This is a genomic window from Streptococcus sp. 20925_1_24 (assembly GCF_041432335.1).
Lineage (GTDB): Bacteria > Bacillota > Bacilli > Lactobacillales > Streptococcaceae > Streptococcus > Streptococcus mitis_BM.
Genome location: NZ_JAPVZM010000003.1, coordinates 73468 through 92891 on the forward strand (window position 1 = coordinate 73468; position 19424 = coordinate 92891).

Here is a 19424-nt window from a genome sequence, read left to right on the forward strand (position 1 = left end):
TCATCACTAAGAGTTCAATTGAATTTCAGTCCGAAAGTCTCTACACTTCGGAATCCCTTGCTCCTTTCTCATTCAGATAAACCACCTGAGTCTGTTTGACAAAGCCAATTTTTTCATACAAACGTTTGGCACCTACATTGCTATCTTCCACGGCAATCTGAAATTCCTTATCATTTTGCTCAATTAGTTGGTTGACAAGGGATTTTGCTAAATAGCTTCCATAGCCTTTTCCACGTTCAGGTTCCGATATTGCTAAACCGTAGAAATAATTCGTATTAGTCGATAAATCTACCGTGCAAGTCCCAATAACCTGACCGTCTTTTAACAAAATATATAAGCGACTTTCTGGATCCTTCAGAGCTTCAGCGACATATCTATCCACAATCTCTCTAGACTCATGTTCCTCTGAAAATGCCTGAAATTTTAACTGACTAATTTGATCCTGATACGAACTATCTGCTAACAAAACTTCCAGATTGGAAACATTTGCTAACGGATAAGGTCTTCTATCCTTACCTAACCAGGTTTCTATATCCTCGTCCTCGACCAATCCCCAGTTGCTGACAAAATCAGGATGGCGGTCTAGAAAAACACGCTCTGTCTGAAAAGTCACTGAACGAATAGAAAAAGTAGCCGTTTCTCTCTCAAAACTAGTAAACAATGCACGCGCAACCCCCTGACAGCGATGACCTGGATGAACCAGTATCGTCACTTCTACATCTTGGTCATCTGCATAGACAGTTAATAAACCAACAAGTTCGCCTTTTTCATAATAAAGGAAAAAGGCGGGCATGTTTGGGTCAAAATTAAGCATGTTAGAAAGATAGGGATCACGATAGGTACCGTCATAGTTTTGGCAACAGTTAATTAGTTTTTTCGCCTCAGATAACTCCTCTTGGCTTAACTTGTTTCTTGCTTGAATCATATAGGTATCCTCTACAAACCAGACGATCTGTGACTGGCATCTTTAGCCTGCTCGAGTTTATTGACGTAGTACTCTCGTTTTTCTTCAACTTCATGAATCGTTGGCTCATCCTTCTGTCCATGAACTCGGACGATCTTAGCAGGAATTCCGACCACTGTCACATCACTTGGAACATCTGCAACAACTACTGCTGCTGCACCGACTTTGGCATTTTCACCGATTTCAACGGGTCCGATGACTTGGGCATGAGCCGATATGAGAGCTCCCTTTCGAACGGTCGGATGGCGTTTGCCAACATCCTTCCCTGTTCCACCAAGAGTCACCCCGTGATAAAGAAGAACACCTTTTTCAACGATCGCTGTTTCCCCAATCACCAGACCAGAGCCATGGTCGATAAAGACACCTGAATCAATCTGGGCACCTGGATGAATCTCAATCTGAGTCCAAAAGCGCCAAAACTGACTGTGCATACGAGCCAGGAGTTTGAAGCCATGCTTCCAGAGAAAATGCGAGAGACGGTGGGCCGCCAAGGCCTTGACACCTGGATAGGTCAGCAAAACCTCCAAAGTGGTGCGGGCCGCTGGATCATTTTCTTTTACGATATCAATGGTTTCGCGCCACCATCCCATACATTTCTCCTTTTCTTATTCTGAATCTTTTGGTGTTTCTGTAAATTCTTTCTTAGGTTTGTGGTCCTTGTGATGACGTGGGCGGTGAGGACGCTCAGACTTTTCACCTTTTTCATCATGCTCAGGTTTTGGAGGACGAGGAAGAAGGGCTTTCATAGAAGCATCCACACGTCCTTTTTCATCAATCTTGATAACCTTAACATCAACTTCATCCCCGATTGCTACCAAGTCTTCGACATTATTGGTACGCGTCCAAGCCATCTCAGAGATATGAACAAGGGCATCTGTCTTGTCAAAGAGGTTAACAAAGGCACCAAATTTCTCGATACGAACGACTTTAGCACGGTAAACTTCGTCCACCTTAGCTTCACGAACCAAACCAGCAATAATTTCTTTAGCACGGTTAATAGCATCTTGGTCGCTAGAGTAGATAGATACATTTCCTTCTTCGTCGATATCAATCTTAACGCCTGTTTCAGCGATAATCTTGTCGATGGTTTCTCCACCCTTACCGATGACAATCTTAATCTTGTCCACATCAATCTTGATGGTATCAATTTTCGGTGCAGTTGGAGCTAATTCTGGACGAACTTCTGGAATGGTTGCTTCAATCACATCAAGGATTTCAAAACGAGCTTTCTTGGCTTGGGCAAGAGCCTCAGTCAAGATTTCTGCAGTAATCCCTTGGATCTTGATATCCATTTGTAGGGCTGTAATCCCGTCACGAGTTCCTGCAACCTTGAAGTCCATGTCTCCAAAGTGGTCTTCCAAACCTTGGATATCGGTCAAGACTGTGTAGTTATTTCCATCTGAGATGAGACCCATGGCAATCCCTGCTACTGGCGCCTTGATTGGCACACCACCAGCCATAAGGGCAAGAGTTCCCGCACAGATAGAAGCCTGAGATGAAGAACCGTTTGATTCCAAGACCTCAGCTACCAAACGGATAGCATATGGGAATTCTTCCAAACTTGGCAATACTTGAGCAAGAGCACGCTCACCAAGAGCCCCGTGACCAATTTCACGACGACCTGGCGCACCGTAACGACCAGTTTCCCCTACAGAATATTGTGGGAAGTTATAGTGGTGCATAAAGCGTTTCTTGTACTCTGGATCCAAACCATCAATGATTTGAGTTTCTCCCATCGGAGCCAAGGTCAAGACTGAAAGAGCCTGAGTTTGTCCACGAGTGAAGAGACCTGAACCGTGCACACGAGGAAGGAAGTCAACAACCGCATCCAAAGGACGGATTTCATCGACCTTACGACCGTCAGGGCGCACCTTATCTTCTGTAATCAAACGGCGCACTTCAGCGTGTTCCATTTGTTCCAAAATTTCAGCCACATCACGCATGATACGGTCAAATTCTTCGTAGTCTGCATATTTTTCTTCGTAAACGGCAGTAACTTGGTCCTTAACTGCTTGAGTTGCAGCTTCACGAGCCAATTTTTCTTCTACTTGAACTGCCTTTTGGAGGTCACTGTTGTAGGCTGCGATGATTTCAGCCTGCAAGTCAGCGTCCACATGAAGCAATTCCACTTCTGCTTTTTCTTTACCAACAGCTGCAACGATTTCTTCTTGGAAGGCAATCAATTCTTTGACTGCTTCATGCCCTTTGAGAAGGGCTTCCAACATGATTTCTTCTGACAATTCTTTAGCACCAGATTCTACCATGTTGATGGCGTGTTTAGTTCCTGCTACTGTCAATTCAAGGAGAGATTGCTCTGCTTGTTCTTGCGTAGGGTTGATGATGATTTGACCATCTACATAACCCACCTGTACCCCAGCAATTGGACCGTCAAATGGAATATCTGAAATGGAAAGTGCCAAGGATGAACCAAACATAGCAGCCATTGGTGCAGAAGCATTTTCATCATAAGAAAGCACGGTGTTGATGACTTGGACTTCGTTACGGAAACCTTCCGCAAACATAGGACGGATTGGACGGTCAATCAAACGCGCTGTCAAAGTCGCATCTGTTGAAGGACGTCCTTCACGTTTCATAAAGCCACCAGGAAACTTCCCAGCTGCATACATTTTTTCTTCGTAGTTGACTTGAAGAGGGAAGAAATCTCCAGTTGCCATCTTCTTAGACATAACGGCAGCAGTCAAGACAGTTGACTCACCGTAACGTACGACAACTGCGCCATTCGCTTGCTTAGCAACCTGACCAGTCTCTACAATTAACTCACGACCCGCAAAAGTCGTTTGAAACACTTGTTTTGTCATTTTAATCCCCTTTGGATTGATAATATTATACGTCTTGCCTACAAAAATCAAGATACTAAGCCGTCAAGCAACTCAAAGGAAAATAGGAAATCGAACGACGGAGCGACTGCTCCTAGGCAGATTTATCTTTTTCCACAGAGTTGTAGGCGTGTTCAACTACTCAAGATATTTTGGACGGTTCGGCTTGCCGAACATTTCTGTAGAAAAATAGGAAGGTGACGCCGCACTCGATGAGTGCTAGGAAGCTTATCTTTTTTCCTAAGAAATGAGGCCAAAATTCAATTAAGTAGTTTTTTGATATTTCCCTGAAATAGTGCGGACGGGAGGTAAAATTGTCCAGTGGATGATTTTAGAAATCCAATGGAATTTCAATGGTAATTTTTAATTACTTCGCCTTTTCATTTCTATGCTCAGGCTAAAATAGTTCCCCGAACTATTTTACTCTCAAAAATCCCGTCTTAGATAATAATATTGTTATCATCTAGGATACCACGATAGCGTGAAATATCTTTTAAATACTCACTCCGTTCCTGTTTTTTGAGACACACATTATCAGATTTTGTTTAAAAAATAATCAACTTTAAACAAACTTCTACAACCTAAATACCCTCATCTTTGTATCAAGTACGTACAGAGTCTATTTTATCATATTTTTCTTAAAAAGTGCGGTCTTTACCATTAAAAAGGAACCATTCCCCTCACCTGAGAAGAATGGTTTGCTTTTTATTATCCTAGAGACTGATGATTAAACAAGGCATGAGTTGCTTGGCGGATGTATTTTGCTGTTTCAGCATTGTTCATCGTATAGAGATGCACACCAGCCACATCCTGAGTTACCAAGTCCACAATTTGGTCCACTGCATAGGCAAGTCCTGCTGCTCTGAGCGACTCAGGGTCATGCTCATACTTGTCTAAGATGGCTTTAAATTTGCGTGGAAGATGGATATTCTCACAAGTCTTCAAGAGACGGAGAGCCTGATTTCGATTCAGAATTGGCATAATCCCTGCATGAATGGGAACATCAATCCCAGCCAAGATGCACTTGTCTTGGAAATCATAGAAGCGCTCATTGTCAAAGAAAAGCTGAGTTACAAGGCTCGAACAACCTGCATCCACTTTCTTCTTAAGATTTTGAATATCTGAAATCTGATTTGGTGAATCTGGATGACCTTCTGGATAACAAGCACCAACAATATCAAAGTGAGGGGCTTGTTCCTTGATGAACTCGATCAAGTCAGTTGCGTAGCGGAAATCCTTTTGTGGTTCCACATCTGGAATAATATCCCCACGAAGAGCCAAGATTTTCTGCACTCCAACCTTGTCCAAATCAGCAATGGTTTCAGCAACCTTGTCCTTGGTCAAATAGATGGCTGGCAAGTGAGCAATAGTCGGAATCGCCAAATCATTTTGGATAAAGTCAGCCAAACGGACTGTCGTTTCCTTGATATTAAATTTATTATTGCTGGCAGTTACACTGATAAAGTGCGGCGCCAGCTCCTGCATATCTTGAAGAGCAGAAATAATGTTATCATTACCCACGGCTGGGTTGGGAGGGAACACTTCAAATGAGAGTGACGGTGTTTGGCGTGACATAGTCATTATCCTTTTCTAGTTGATTTTTTCGTTAGCTGGATTCCTAGAATCCAAGTGAAACAGGCAGATTGACCAAACAGTGCTTCTTAAGAAATCCTTATCTTACAATTTCTCACGCGCAGCTTTGGCTGCTTCCACAAGGCGGATCAAACTTTCTTTTGTTTCTGGGATACCACGTGTTTTCAAACCACAGTCAGGGTTGATCCAAACTTTCTTGCTTGGCACTTTAGCAAGGATGGCTTCGATTGTATTGTCAATTTCGCCTTCATTTGGCACACGAGGAGAGTGGATATCGTAAACCCCAGGTCCCACTTCTGTTTGGAAGTTTTTCGCTTTGAGTTCGTCCAAGATTTCAAGGTTTGAACGGCTAGCTTCAAAGGAAATAACGTCCGCATCCAAGTTGTCGATAGCTGGGATGATATCTGTAAATTCTGAATAACACATGTGAGTGTGGATTTGTGTGTCTGGCGCTACTGTTGAGTGTACCAAGCGGAAGGCAGGAATTGCCCAGTCAAGGTAGTCTTCGTACCAGTCGCTACGACGAAGTGGCAATTTTTCACGAAGAGCAGCCTCGTCGATTTGGATGATTTTCACACCAGCAGCTTCAAGGTCAAGCACTTCATCCTTGATAGCAAGGGCGATTTGAAGAGTTGAATCCTTGATAGAGATGTCTTCACGTGGGAATGACCAGTTGAGGATGGTAACAGGTCCAGTCAACATACCTTTAACAGGTTTGTTTGTACGGCTTTGTGCATAGCTAGACCATTTAACAGTGATAGGGTTAAGACGAGTTACATCACCCCAGATGATTGGTGGTTTCACCCCACGCATACCGTATGACTGTACCCAACCATTTTTAGAGAAGAGGTAACCTGACAAGTTTTGACCGAAGTACTCAACCATGTCATTACGCTCAAATTCACCGTGAACAAGGACATCAAAGTCAATATCTTCTTGCCATTTGATCCATTCGTCGATCGTTTCAGCAAGGAAAGCATCGTACTCTTCTTGAGACAATTCACCTTTACGGTAAGCCAAACGTTTAGCACGAACTTCTTTTGTTTGAGGAAATGAACCGATAGTTGTTGTTGGAAGAGCTGGAAGTTTGAAAGCTTCTTCTTGGATAGCTTCACGTTCTACAAAGGCTGGCAAACGAGTGTAGTCAGCGTCTGTCAATCCAGCGATACGCGCACGAAGTTCAGCATTAACACCAACACGCTCAGTCGCAAATAGTTCTTTGTTAGCTGCAAGAGCTTCTGCTCCTTGACCGTTGCGGATAGCATCCAAATCACGGATTTCATCCAATTTTTCAACCGCAAAAGCAAAGTGGTTCAAGATTGCTGGTTCAAATTCTTCATTAGCTGTTGTAAATGGCACATGAAGAAGTGAGCATGAGCTTGTCAAGACAATGTTTTCAGCTGGAATTTGCTCAAGAATAGCCAAGCTCTTTTCGTAGTTGTTACGCCAGATGTTCTTACCATTGACAATACCTGCATAAAGAGTCTTGTCAGCTGGGAAACCACCTTTAACAAGTTCAAGAGTTTTCTTACCTTCAACGAAGTCCAAACCGATAGCATCAACTGGCAAGTTTACAAGATCAGCGTAAACATCACGAACGTCTCCGAAGTAAGTTTGAAGCAAGACTTCAAGACCTTTTTTGTCATCCAAAAGTTTGTTGTAGAGGTTCAAGAAGAGAGCTTTTTCTTCGGCTGTCAAGTCTTTGACAAGAGCAGCTTCATCCAATTGGATACGAGTCGCACCAAGTTCAGCCAATTTAGCAAAAACTTCTTGGTAAGCAGCTACTAAGCTGTCTACAAAGTCTTCTGCTTTCACGCCTTCTTCAAAGTCTGACAATTGAAGGAAAGTGAATGGACCTACAAGAACAGGACGAGTGTTGAGACCAAGTTCTTTTGCTTCTTGGAACTCATCGAAAATCTTGTGACCTGCAAGTTTCACTTGAGTGTCTTTTTCAAATTTAGGAACGATGTAGTGGTAGTTGGTGTTAAACCATTTCTTCATTGGGAGGGCGCGAACGTCCCCTTTTTCTCCTTGGTAACCACGTCCCAAAGCGAAGTAGCGCTCAAGGTCAGACAAGTCCAAGTTTTGAACTGAAGCAGGTACCACATTGAAAAGGAAAGCTGCATCTAGGAAGTTGTCATAGTGAGAAAAGTCATTTGATGGGATTTCAGTGATGCCTTTTTCTTTGACAATGTTCCAGTGTTTAGCACGCAAGTCTTTTGCTGCTGCCAAGAGTTCTTCTTCTGAGATTTCTTTTCTAAAGTATTTTTCAGTTGTAAATTTTAATTCGCGGAATTCGCCCAAACGAGGGAAACCGATGATTGTAGTTGACATGATGTGTCCTCCAAAATTTGTTGTTGAAACTATCTTAACAGAAAAGAATGCGTCTGTATAATTGTAAAAAATTAGGCTTTGATATAGTTTGAAACTATATCTCTGTTTTAGACAAAAGAAAAAGACTTGAGACAAATGCCTCAAATCCCTTTTATAGCTTATTTTTAGCTGTATTTTAGTTAGACTGGTAAAACGTGTTATTAGTAATTCTTATAAGTGACTATGACTTGTTATTAGAAAAGACTATAGCTGATTCTAGTCAACTTTTCCCCTGTTCAAGTGGGACGATTGCTAGTGTCTTTCCTAAACTGGCTAAAACTTTCAATACCGTATCCAACTGGGGGCTAGTCTTACCTGTTTCCATCCTAGCTATGACAGGCTGGCTCACTCCACTGAGTTCCTCTAGCTTTTTCTGACTGATTCCTTGCTCATGTCTGGCTTCGATCAGCTCACTCATGATAGCTACTCGCATATCACTTTCAAGGATTTCCTCCTTGGTAAAGAGTTCAGATCGGACATCCTTCCAATTACTCCCAATAGCACTATTCTTCATCGCTTAACCCTCTTTCTTTTAGATCTATATATTTTTTGAAAAAATGAGCGAATTATGAGCGGAATATGAGCGAATAAAGAGTGTTTTTTGTAGTTCCCGATTTTTCTAACAAACCTTGGTTTACAAATAGTTGGAGATAACGACGAATGGTTGCTGCACTCAATCCTGTCAATTCTTGTGCCACTGCATTTGTTATCTGATAATGCTCTTCAAGATAAGACTCTAACCCATTCGCCCCATACGACCACTCCCATCCTCAAAAGAGGGAATAATTTCTAACTCAAAATGCACAATAAACCGTTCATCTCTTTAGTCTATTTCTAAATCATGTTGCCCAGCTAATAAGAGATTTTCAAAAAATCGCTCCAAATATTCTGTTTTTTTCTGGAATAGCTTCGCATTATCAAGAACAAGAGCATCTCGAAAATACTTTGCATTTTCTTGGAAGGGTTTATTGTCTACTTGAAATCCCATAGTTCTAAGGTACTTAATCAAAAATACTGTTATCGTTCGAGTATTTCCTTCTCCAAAAGGATGAATTTGCCAAATACCTGAAATAAAAGTCTTAATATGTTTCACTACTTCAATATCGGATTTTCCTCGATAGTCAAATTGACTTTCCTGCTGAAAATCATAGGTCAAACTATCTGCTACCGTGCGAAAATCATCATAAATGACACTGTCTCCATTTAAAACAGCCTCACTTTTTGTAATGTTATAAGAGCGGTATTCTCCCAAGGGAATGCCTTGTGGCAGGAGTCCAAAGAAAAGCTCTCTATGAATCAATTTCAATGTTGTTGGAGCAAATTTAAAGGCATTAGAGGACAAGAGTTCCACAATTCTCATGGCAACAAGATCTGCTTCTCTTGTGCTATCATCCTTCTCTTGGTGATAAGTCGTTACTTGATCATAAACTTCTTGATAAGTCAACTTTCCTTGAGAATTTTGCTCTGCTAGTTCTCTCATATACGGCGACGGCTCTAGATTGTCTACCTTTTGTAAACCAAATCCCGTTTCCCATAAGTCTAACTTGGTCTGATAAGAGAGACTGGGATTATCAATTTCATAGGTCGGTGTCATGGTTTTCCTTTCTAAACAAAGCTTCAAGTAAAATCTATACACTCTATTCTACCATATTAAATCTTTAAGCTCGTTATACAAGTTTACAGTTCTCCGTTCTATCGAGCTTGAAGAAAGCCCCTCCTCGCTAATGTTAGAAAATACAACTATATCAGCCTAGATAAAGTTTTATCTTAAATATGAGCGAATAAGCCAACTACATCTTACCCTTCAAACTCTTTCAAAAACTCTTTAAGCTCGGCATCGGCTTCTGGTGTGGTTCCGTGTAGTTGACCGAGCATTTCAAGTAGGGAAGCGGTTTGGTTTTGGATTGCTTGATTTGTCGTGTTAATCTTGCTGACGATATCTGTCAGCGGTTCGACTTCTTCTTCCTCGAAGGTATCTACATAGCGAGGGATATTGAGATTATAATCATTTTCGACGATTTCTTCATAGCTTGCTAGATGGGCAAACTTATCAATCTCCTCACGAGACTTGTAGGCTTCCAGAATCTTTTCGATATGAGCATTCGTCATGATATTCTGATTTTTGCCCTTATCAAACTCCTTAGAAGCATCGATAAAGTAGACATCACGATTGGTACGGTTCTTTTTGAGAATGATAACCGTGGTCGGTATGCTGGTATTAAAAAAGATATTAGCAGGTAGACCGATAACCGTGTCAATAGCCCCTTCTTCTAACAAGGCCTTACGAATGGTTCCCTCCGCATTTCCACGGAAGAGAACACCGTGAGGAAGGACGATAGCCATAATCCCATTATCCTGCTTGAGATGGTAGTAACCATGCAAGAGGAAGGCAAAGTCAGCCTTGGACTGGGGCGCCAGTTTCCCAAAAGGAGAGAAACGAGAATCCGCCATAAAGCCAGAGCTTGCTGACCACTTGGCAGAGTAGGGAGGGTTCATGAGAACACCATCAAAGTTAGTCGGTTCTTGAGTCGGCCAGTCTTCATCCAGTGTATCGGCATTGTGGAGAAATTGATTTTCAACAGGAACACCGTGCAGGATCATGTTCATCCGAGCCAAGTTATAGGTTGAGGTATTGAGTTCCTGACCAAAGTAGACCACTGTCTGTGGTTTGTGAGAATATTTCTTGGCATTGAGCAAGAGAGAGCCAGACCCCATAGTCGCATCATAGATGGTAAAGCCTAGCTGGTCCTCACGACCCAAAAAGGCAATCTGAGTCATGAGTTTGGCAACAGGCTGAGGTGTATAGAACTCACCAGCCTTCTTACCCGAGTCAGTCGCAAACTGACCAATCAGATACTCATAGGCATCCCCCAGCATATCACCAGCATGACCAGCCACATCTAGCACAGCCAACTCCTTCATGACTGCCGCCACCGTTTGGTTTTGCTTTTGCGGAGTCGCCCCTAGCTTTTTAGAATAGAGGTCAATATCTTCAAAGAGGTTTTCATAGAGTTCATCACTCTGCTCAATATCTCGAAAACCCTGAGCCAAATCTTCCAACTGGAAAGTCCCCTCATTGACTCGTACTACCAGAGCCGTAAAAGTCAAGTCAGGCTTGATACTATAGTTGAGTTCGTCCTTCATGACTGCAAGAAGATCCTCGTGGGTGTCCCCATCCTCATAGTAGTTGCGATAGACCTCAAGGGCAGCCTCTAGACTCTCACTCCCCTCCTCCATAGTCTCCGCCACGAAAAAGAGCATCTTATCTGACAGGTACTTATAAAATACCATACCCAAAAGATAGGACTTGTAGTCATTAGCATCCATCTTAGAGCGGAGAACATCCGCTGAGTTCCACAGGGCTTGGTAGAGCGACTGGGACGTTTGTGTTGTTTCCATAGTGTTTCTTTCTAAATCATTTTCTTAGTTTAATTTAATTTCTTTGCATGATTAGCTTCCATTTTATGATGAGTTATTGGATTTGTATACAGCCGTCCAAGTGCTAACTTTAGTAAACATGTTAATTTTCTATTACTATCAATTATAAAATTTTGATTCTCATCTAACTCAAATTCCTGATTAGGATACTGACTGTAAGATCTCAACAAAGTCCTTTTAACACCTATATCATTCAAATCTATTCCATAATCTTTTAAAACTGCTAACATCTTTAAGTTATTAGTCTTAATTTCAAAATCTGAAACAAAACTCACTAGATTAAATTGTTTAAACTCATCAACTTCTGCCTGACTTGCTATACGATAGTAATCATCAATCCCCTTGAATAAGCTCCGAATAGTTCTAAAATTTTTAAAATACAATCTATCATTTCCATCAAAGTATGCATCAATTGCAGATTTTAATTCTATACCATTTTCGATTATTGTTCTTTCTGGTTTTCCAATGTTGGGTATCCATTTTAAAATGGATTTATCAACCATTCTCTTTGACTTAGTGATTTTTTGGAAAACTAAACCATCATTTTCAACTTTTCGAAAAATCAAATCAATTTTTGTGAACTCCTCTTCAGTCACATCATTTAAGCTTACAGTACTTAATAACTTGTCACCATACTCTTTTACCATAGGCATATGAATATCATCAATTTCAATATAGAACCAATCCTCATGTTCTAATTGTGCCTCTGGATCAAACTTTATAATATTGTCAGGTTCAATCATTGGGGCAACTAGTTCTGAAATATCGTCCGAGTTATCTAATTTTCTATATTTCTGATCCACTTTTACTAAAAACATATTACTCCTTCTCCAAAAATGTAAAATTATTTATTCTTACTAAATTCTGAATTTCACCAACTTCTTTTACATCATTTCTCTTACTGTAAATTATATAAGTATTACCAATCTCATCTTGTACCTTATAATACCTATATTTAAGTAACCAAATAAGATTAAAATAATAAGATTTTTCCATTAAAACAAACCATATCCCAAATATAAATAACACAATAAACATTTGATAAATTAAACTTAAACTACCCAAACCAAGCATTATGACAAACAAACCTATATACGTTGGAATAATTTCATGCTCAACTGGTTGAATTGAGACGATGTTAGCCGTATCAGATTTTACTTCTTTTTCAAAACATTTCAGTAATCCAAATGCAACTACTAGCATTACTAAAATCAAAATAATTATTTTAGTAATACTCGCCAATAAATTTTCAATATTTGGAAAAATATTTATAGTAAAAATAAACAAAATTAAACCAGGAAAAAAAGAACTGAACGACAAAAATAATCTTTCTAAAAATTTCATTAGGGAACCTCAAATAAACATATCCTGCAAGAGTTTCTTTTTCAGTATTTCTAACTGAGAAATTTTTTCTTGGTGAGAGTTGATGAGGTTATCTAGGTTTGAGAAATAGGCACCGATGGCTTGTTGTTCTTCGATAGATGGAATCCTAACTGGCATAACTAAAAAATCCTCTGGATGGATACGCTTTGCTTTTCTGGAACCATTCGCGATTAAGCCTTGATATTCGTAAAATTCTCTTCTCATTACATACTCAAGTAAAAATTTAGAATCGATGTTTTGAATATCAAAAGTTGGTAAATCTAACGTTGACTGATAACCATTAAGTTCATTTGGGATAATTCCAAATGCTTGATTTTGAAAATCTAGTTTACTGTATATAAACTGTCCACCTTTTCGAATAAAGTATTGCGTATTCGAACTACCAGCATACTTCTCTTCCTTTTCTATAACTCCTTTTCCCCAAAGTTTGACAGTTATTTTTTTTGCAGTTAGACCTGTGTCACCTGAAATTCTACTTTCAGTAAGATAAGGCTCTAAAGTATCTTTTCCCCACTCCTCTTCAAATCCATCCAAACGAATCTCAGGAACTGTCTGTCCATCTTTGGGAAACATCTTGGAAAGCATAGTCGCCTTGAGAGATTGGTAGTTAGTGAGATTATCCTTGTATCTCGCCAGAAGATCGTCGAGGGTGCGGAAGAGGGCGCCGATGGCGGTTTGTTCATCTAGAGCAGGAACTGAGGTTTTTATAGAGTAAAAATCGCTATGGTTTAAATCAGGTATAGTTGAGTTTCCTGCTCTAATTATAATTTCTTTTTGAATATCATTTGATGTTAACAGATAATATAAAAACATTTTAGAGGTTTCAAATTTATCATAATCAACCTTAAAAAAATTGTTATGAAATGCACCAGAAATATTTGTAATCACTTTTCCTGTATTTCCAGTTCTAGTCATTAAAATATCATCTACAGTACAAATAACATTCTCAGATGGAGATTCGATATAATATTTCTTTGTAGAATTTGGATTTAAAAATTCATTTGTAATATAAAAATATCTATGTTCTCCATCTTCTAAAAATCTACTAGAAATTGCAATTTGTAGACCTTGAGACAATTTTGTAAAATCTTTAAATCTCTTTTTATCCCATTCTTCTTTAAAAGAATCGAACCTAATTTCAGGCACATTATCATTTTCTTTTAATTTCATCCATACTCCCACACTTTATTTAACAGCCAGTATAAAATTTCCAATAGTGTTTAAAACGCTCTTCATAGTGATTGTCTTTAAAAATCTGATAAAAAAGATCTCTCATTTCATCTGTATAAACATTTAATTTATGTCAGATAGAATTTGATATTTTATTTAAATAATCAACATAGCAATAATATTCGAAGTTTACTATTTTCATAATTCACAAACGCATATTTTATAAAAAGTTTCCGAAAGAGCATTTAATTTTATATATTTTTTTCTTTCCTTAACTTTATGATTAAGCAACTCTTGTATCTTTATTTGACAATTCAATTTTTGAAATATTACATCATACGCTGAGGACGAGCGTACTAAACTATAATTTAAATCATTATTATAGTTATAACCATCAGGAATTTCAATCAATCCTAACCTAACCAAATTTGCTAATGAAACTAAAACAACTTCATACTCTCTATCCATCCATGTAATATTTTCAATTGTAGTAACTTCAGAAATTTCATCACTATTAGTAATATATAAGTCAATAATAGGTTTAATTGGCCTCTCCATTATTTCTTTAAAAACAATCGCATCTATAGGACTTAGTTGTTTTATTATCTCAACAAATGAAGGATGCACTTTATCCTTCATTCCTAATACCATTGCTTTTGATAATAAATTTGCATATAAATTCCTAAGTTCCTCACTATCCATTGAATATGAGAGTGCAATAATTGCTGGTATCGCGACATGCGGTTCTGGACTAACCAATTCCTCTGGCTTAACATGCTGTAATCGTTCCGCCAGAAGTATTTTAGTTTTTTCTATGTTATATTCTTTATTCAGCAACCATATATCTAAAGGCTGAAAAAGAGTATTAATCAATTTAAGAGGTCTTGCAATAAATTGACCTATTTCCCTTATAGCCGGTTTGGCACCATCGTCATAAATATTCGGAATCACTTCCTTACCGATTTTAATAAAATCTTCTTCGTCAAGCATTTGATACCTCTACAATAAAAACCATTAAATAAAATTTACAAAGAACTTATCGCTTTATATTTCTCAAAACTATACCGAGAAATTTCCTCAACTCCCAGCATCTGATATTTTTCTTTTACTTTCACAAAGTAAGAACCAATTAATTCTTTTGGAATTATTTCATTAGATAGTTCTTCCGCGTTCAAATCTCCTCGCATAGCCAACCATGGTTCCTCTTCATGAGTAAATTCTTCTAATACTTTTCCATTAAATATAGCAAAATTCTTCAATACACTATCTATTAAACTACATTCAAAAAATGTAAGGCCACCTCCAATATCACTCTTTATATTCAATTGAATGGGATTATATCCAAAAGATTGATATTTAAAATAAACATCTCTATATACAGGACCATGTACCCAAGCCTCGCAATCACGAGAAAAAATATAGTCCTTCTTAAAAGCAAAATAAAATCCTTGTACATAGTATAAAAGTTTTTGTAAAGCTAACGGTGTAATCTCATTATTTTTTGATAATAAATAGTGTATAACTTGAGTAAGTTTATCATCATTTTCATTATTTAAAATTTCATCAACCTTTTCTACACTCTTATTAAATGCTACATCTGTAATATTATCTTTATTTGTTACCAAAATTTCTTTAAAAATATCGGGTTTTTTTAATATTTCTTTCAATTTATCAGAATAAGCAGGTTTTGGAATATCACCATTTAAATATCTTTGAATAGTATTAATTCCCCATCCCAAAAGCTGAGCTAATGGTTTAGCTCCAATACTATATTTTTCAGTAATATTTATTATATCCTCATTTGAGATAATACCATTCTCACGCCTAAAAGCTTCATAGATAGCTTGTTTATTATGTTCGTTAATTTCTTCAACATAAATAGGCTTATTACAATTAACACAATAAGCAGTCTTACCTGAAAAAGTATATTTTTTTCCTTTTAATGACCGTGTTAATTCTTCAACAACTACTTTATAATTTACTGACTCTAAACAATTTTCGCATAATATTTTTTTATTATTCATTATTAGCGCTCCTTTCAAGAGAGAGGCCTTCTCTAAAAGAGAGAAAATTTATTTAAATTGATAATTCAATACTTTTGATTCATCTGGCCTATGAAAAGATACAACGACTAAAAAAGGTTGATGTTTATTATCGTCTTTAATTATTAGTTTAACGTACACAACAACCTGCAAGTCATCACCAAATAAATCACTTAAAGTAAATTCAGGGGCAAACAGATAATAATCTTCATGATTCCGTGAAATATCGTACGGATGTAAGCATTCACAAAAATCACTATACTCGATTTGCATTAACAACTCACAAATTTTTTCATCATTCAAATCAAATTCAAATATGAATTCCTCATTCTTTTCACGGTTTTCTCCAGTTGAAATCCTATATCTTTTACACTGAATTAATTTTTTAATTTCTTTTAATAAATTTTCAATTTCTAATTGACTATACATTAAAAATATTTAACCTTTCTGTTCAATTTTCATTTAGTATCCTCCTTATATCCACAATGATAGTACCATTTTTTTAAAAAAAAGTCAAAAAAAGCACTATTTTTTTAAAAAATAGTGCTAAAATCTAAAACATTCAAAAACAATATAGTGTTTCTTCCCAGCTTCTTTTATCTCCCAACTCTCAACGGCTCAATGACTTCCTCCACCAGTTGGGTATAAGCTTCCTTGATTTGTTTTTTATAGAGGAGAGGATTGAGGGCATCCGCCACCTCTAGCTTATAGTCCTGATAACGCTGGCTCTTGGTCAGCTGGCTTTCTCCTAGTTGTTTTTTAGCTCCCTTACGGTAATGTTCGACATAGTAACGGAGTTCATCCTCGCCGACATACCAGCGCTTGCTAAAGACTTGGATGTGTTGCTGGATGACAGCCTCGATCATCTGATCCAAAATATTTGCGATAGACTGACCACGATAGCTTTCTGGATGTTCTTGGACCTCTCTCCAAAGTTCAGTGATGATCTGGGCAAGATTTGGATTGGTCTTCTCAAGACTCTGAATATAGTTATCCACGGCTTCCCTATCTTGAGCGCTTAGGTTCTTTTCTTGACTTTGACCTTGTTCAATCAGGCTTTGGATCAAGGTTAAGATATAGGCATAGTTGATCTCATCAACTTGGATAGACTCCAATTCATAGTGGATATCAAGTGGTTCACCATCGTCATCATCCTCTACTCGGCTTTTTAATTCTGCAAGGACATTTCGATAAAGTCCCAGATACCTTTCCAACTTTTCTCCATCAAGTCCCGTCTGACTGTAAAGCTCTTCCTCATCATACTCTTTATACACTCGGATAGAGGCTAGGTATTTATCAAAGGCTTGATAGGTTTTAGCTAGTTTCCTCAACTCAGGCGTAGAGATTTGTTCGATTTGGAGTCCTTCCTCAGGATCATCAGTGACAAGATTTTTGAAATCACTGCAACTCCGTAAAAAGTTCCTCTTTTCCTCTTCCCAACTCGGAGCTAGGACCTCGTTTTCACCACCATTTGAGTAGAGCTTGAGGGCATTATCTACTACTTCCTTAAAGGCTAGAGGCTTTTGGAAGGTGATGATATGACCGTAGGCCTTACTGCTATCAAATATTCGATTGGTTCGGCTAAAAGCCTGAATCAAGTCCTGCGGTTGCATGGGTTTTCGGTCGATAAAGAGAGTCGATAGACAAGGGGCATCAAATCCCGTTAAGAGACGATTGACCACGATAACCAAGTCCAACTGCTCATTGCGATAGAGGTATTTGTCCTGCTTTCGAGCTAGACGGTTATTGACATCCGTATTAAAGCCACGAAGATCCGCCATGGTAAAGTGGGTATCAAACTCTTGGTTGTAGTCCTCTAAGACCTGCTTCATGTGATCTTGATTGGCTCTTGAGTCTTCTTCATTTTCTGTGACCGAGTAGGTGATAGTCGCCTTTGGAAAGTCAGGAAGGACCTGCTTGACTCTCTCCGATACCTTGACTCTCGTCTCCCCAGCCTTGACTCGTTTGAGCAGGTCATAGTAGGCTTGGGCTTGAGGGATTGACTTGACGGTCAGGATGGCATTATAGGTCTTACCCACTCCTTTTTGGAAGCCTAGCTGTTGACGGGATTTATTGATAATGGCATCCAAGACTTCCAGCATATGCTCCTCATTCTCATACACGGTATCTGGTATGTCATTTTCGGATTTATCCGTGATGAGGGTATTGCGATAATCTACCTTAAAACCTAAAACTGCTCCATCATGGATGGCTTCCTTGACTGTATACTCATGGAGACGGTCTCCGTACTGTTGCTGGGTGGTTTGAGCTAGATCGCCGACTTGCTGGCGTTTATTTTCCTTAAAGATAGGTGTGCCTGTAAAACCATACCAGAGAGATTGTGGGAAAAAGACCTTAATGTCTTTTTGTGTTTGTGGCGTCACGGCACGGTGGCATTCATCCACGACAAAGGCCACTCGGAGACCCTTGGTTTTGTCAGCATCACGCTGGTAAAGTCCTTGCTCAAACTTACGCATCATGGTGGTAATTTTCTGGATGGTCGTTACCACCACACTCTTATCATTACTTCCTAGTCGCTTGACCAAATCATGAGTATTATCCGTCTCATCAATATCAATGACATCATTGGTCGCATAGGAGAGAAATGACGAAGTAGTCTGTTGGTCCAAGTCTCTGCGGTCAACGACAAAAATCGTCTTTTGGATGGATGGAATCTGGAGGAGATTCCGAGCTACCTTATAGGAGGTCAAGGTCTTCCCTGAACCTGTCGTATGCCAAACATAGCCTGATGCTTGCTGGCGAGAGGCTTCTTGCACTGCTTCGATTGCATGGATCTGATAGGGGCGCAAGAGGATGAGAGCCTTCTTACTATCATCAAGGACAGAATACTGCATGACCATCTGATGAGCGCGAGGGATGGAAAGGACTTCGTGGGCAAAGCTGGTCAAGCTCGTTATGGGGTGGTTATCCTTATCCACCCACTTGGTTAGAAATTGCTTGTTGAGTTTGTTTTCTCTAGCTGCAGCGATATAGCGTGTGTCTACTTTATTGGTCACAACAAACATCTGTAAGCTAGAGTAGATGCCACGGAACTTGCCTTCGCGGTCATATTTTTTAATTTGATGAAAAGCATCTAAAAAAGCAACTCTGGGACTTTTAAGCTCGATTTGAATCATGGGAAGGCCATTAATCAAGAGGGTCACATCTAGCCTGCGGTCTTGATCCTGAGGATTTATCTTATCTCTCTCGACTTGGTTGACAACCTCATAACTAGACTTGCCAGCTGCGATATTGTCTCGCCAAATGACAGATAAACGGATAGTCCCCAAACTAGCATCTTCTCTCTGAACCTCAACCTTGGCAATGCCATTTTCGCCGACCAACCACTTGGCCGCATCATAGTAGCTAACAAAGTTCAGTTGATTCTTTATCTGGCGTTTTTCCTGTTCTGTCAGGGGATGATCTGCCAATAGAGCCACATTGTTCTGGGCTAGCTTTTCAAAGAAGTTTTCCCATAATTGCTCTTCTGTTTTAAGGTCATCTCTGTAAGTCCATTGACTTTCCCCAGTTACCAGTTGGCTGATCAATTGTTTTTCTATCTCCAGTTCTGGTTTTACCTGTATCATACTCTCTCCTTTGCTACTTGTCTGCTCCCTTTATTAT

General features: G+C 39.0%; 16 protein-coding genes. All 16 read right to left on the minus strand.

Annotated features, from left to right (window positions below):
• Window positions 1-40: 40 nt before the first annotated feature.
• The gene (locus O3650_RS02700) at window positions 41-925 is read right to left on the minus strand and encodes a GNAT family N-acetyltransferase (protein ID WP_261074414.1); all 885 of its coding nucleotides are present in this window, start codon (window positions 923-925) and stop codon (window positions 41-43) included.
• A gap of 11 nt (window positions 926-936) precedes the next feature.
• A complete protein-coding gene (gene cysE / locus O3650_RS02705) occupies window positions 937-1554 on the minus strand; it encodes a serine O-acetyltransferase (protein WP_261074415.1) in 618 nt (205 codons plus the stop codon).
• 15 nt (window positions 1555-1569) lie between these two features.
• Entirely contained in the window at window positions 1570-3783 is a 2214-nt protein-coding gene (pnp, locus tag O3650_RS02710; RefSeq protein ID WP_261074416.1) for a polyribonucleotide nucleotidyltransferase, read from the minus strand.
• A gap of 726 nt (window positions 3784-4509) precedes the next feature.
• Window positions 4510-5376, minus strand: coding sequence for a methylenetetrahydrofolate reductase [NAD(P)H] (metF, locus tag O3650_RS02715; protein ID WP_261083256.1), 867 nt, complete (start codon window positions 5374-5376; stop codon window positions 4510-4512).
• A gap of 102 nt (window positions 5377-5478) precedes the next feature.
• A complete protein-coding gene (gene metE / locus O3650_RS02720; protein WP_261083254.1) occupies window positions 5479-7728 on the minus strand; it encodes a 5-methyltetrahydropteroyltriglutamate--homocysteine S-methyltransferase in 2250 nt (749 codons plus the stop codon).
• 259 nt (window positions 7729-7987) lie between these two features.
• Window positions 7988-8281, minus strand: a complete 294-nt coding sequence (locus O3650_RS02725) for a helix-turn-helix transcriptional regulator (RefSeq protein WP_261037938.1) — start codon at window positions 8279-8281, stop codon at window positions 7988-7990.
• Window positions 8282-8333: 52 nt separating this feature from the next.
• Window positions 8334-8465, minus strand: coding sequence for a helix-turn-helix domain-containing protein (locus O3650_RS02730; protein ID WP_238393794.1), 132 nt, complete (start codon window positions 8463-8465; stop codon window positions 8334-8336).
• 125 nt (window positions 8466-8590) lie between these two features.
• Complete coding sequence (locus tag O3650_RS02735; RefSeq protein ID WP_203175997.1) at window positions 8591-9361, minus strand: Fic family protein; 771 nt, start codon at window positions 9359-9361, stop codon at window positions 8591-8593.
• Between the two features lie 203 nt (window positions 9362-9564).
• On the minus strand, window positions 9565-11166 hold the full coding sequence (locus O3650_RS02740) for a type I restriction-modification system subunit M (RefSeq protein WP_261083253.1): 1602 nt from the start codon (window positions 11164-11166) through the stop codon (window positions 9565-9567).
• Between the two features lie 29 nt (window positions 11167-11195).
• Window positions 11196-12023 carry a hypothetical protein gene (locus tag O3650_RS02745; protein ID WP_371491538.1) on the minus strand — a complete coding sequence of 276 codons (828 nt, stop codon included), beginning with the start codon at window positions 12021-12023 and terminating at the stop codon, window positions 11196-11198.
• Window position 12024: 1 nt separating this feature from the next.
• Window positions 12025-12549 carry a hypothetical protein gene (locus O3650_RS02750; RefSeq protein WP_261041896.1) on the minus strand — a complete coding sequence of 175 codons (525 nt, stop codon included), beginning with the start codon at window positions 12547-12549 and terminating at the stop codon, window positions 12025-12027.
• A 9-nt stretch (window positions 12550-12558) separates the two neighbouring features.
• Entirely contained in the window at window positions 12559-13758 is a 1200-nt protein-coding gene (locus O3650_RS02755; protein ID WP_261083251.1) for a restriction endonuclease subunit S, read from the minus strand.
• Window positions 13759-13956: 198 nt separating this feature from the next.
• A complete protein-coding gene (locus O3650_RS02760; RefSeq protein ID WP_261041898.1) occupies window positions 13957-14748 on the minus strand; it encodes a DUF4393 domain-containing protein in 792 nt (263 codons plus the stop codon).
• Window positions 14749-14783: 35 nt separating this feature from the next.
• Window positions 14784-15782 carry a type II TA system antitoxin MqsA family protein gene (locus tag O3650_RS02765; protein WP_371491541.1) on the minus strand — a complete coding sequence of 333 codons (999 nt, stop codon included), beginning with the start codon at window positions 15780-15782 and terminating at the stop codon, window positions 14784-14786.
• A gap of 48 nt (window positions 15783-15830) precedes the next feature.
• On the minus strand, window positions 15831-16229 hold the full coding sequence (locus O3650_RS02770; protein WP_261041900.1) for a hypothetical protein: 399 nt from the start codon (window positions 16227-16229) through the stop codon (window positions 15831-15833).
• Window positions 16230-16396: 167 nt separating this feature from the next.
• Window positions 16397-19387 (minus strand): type I restriction endonuclease subunit R, encoded by a 2991-nt coding sequence (locus O3650_RS02775; protein ID WP_261083249.1) that lies wholly within the window; start codon window positions 19385-19387, stop codon window positions 16397-16399.
• Between the last annotated feature and the right edge of the window lie 37 nt (window positions 19388-19424).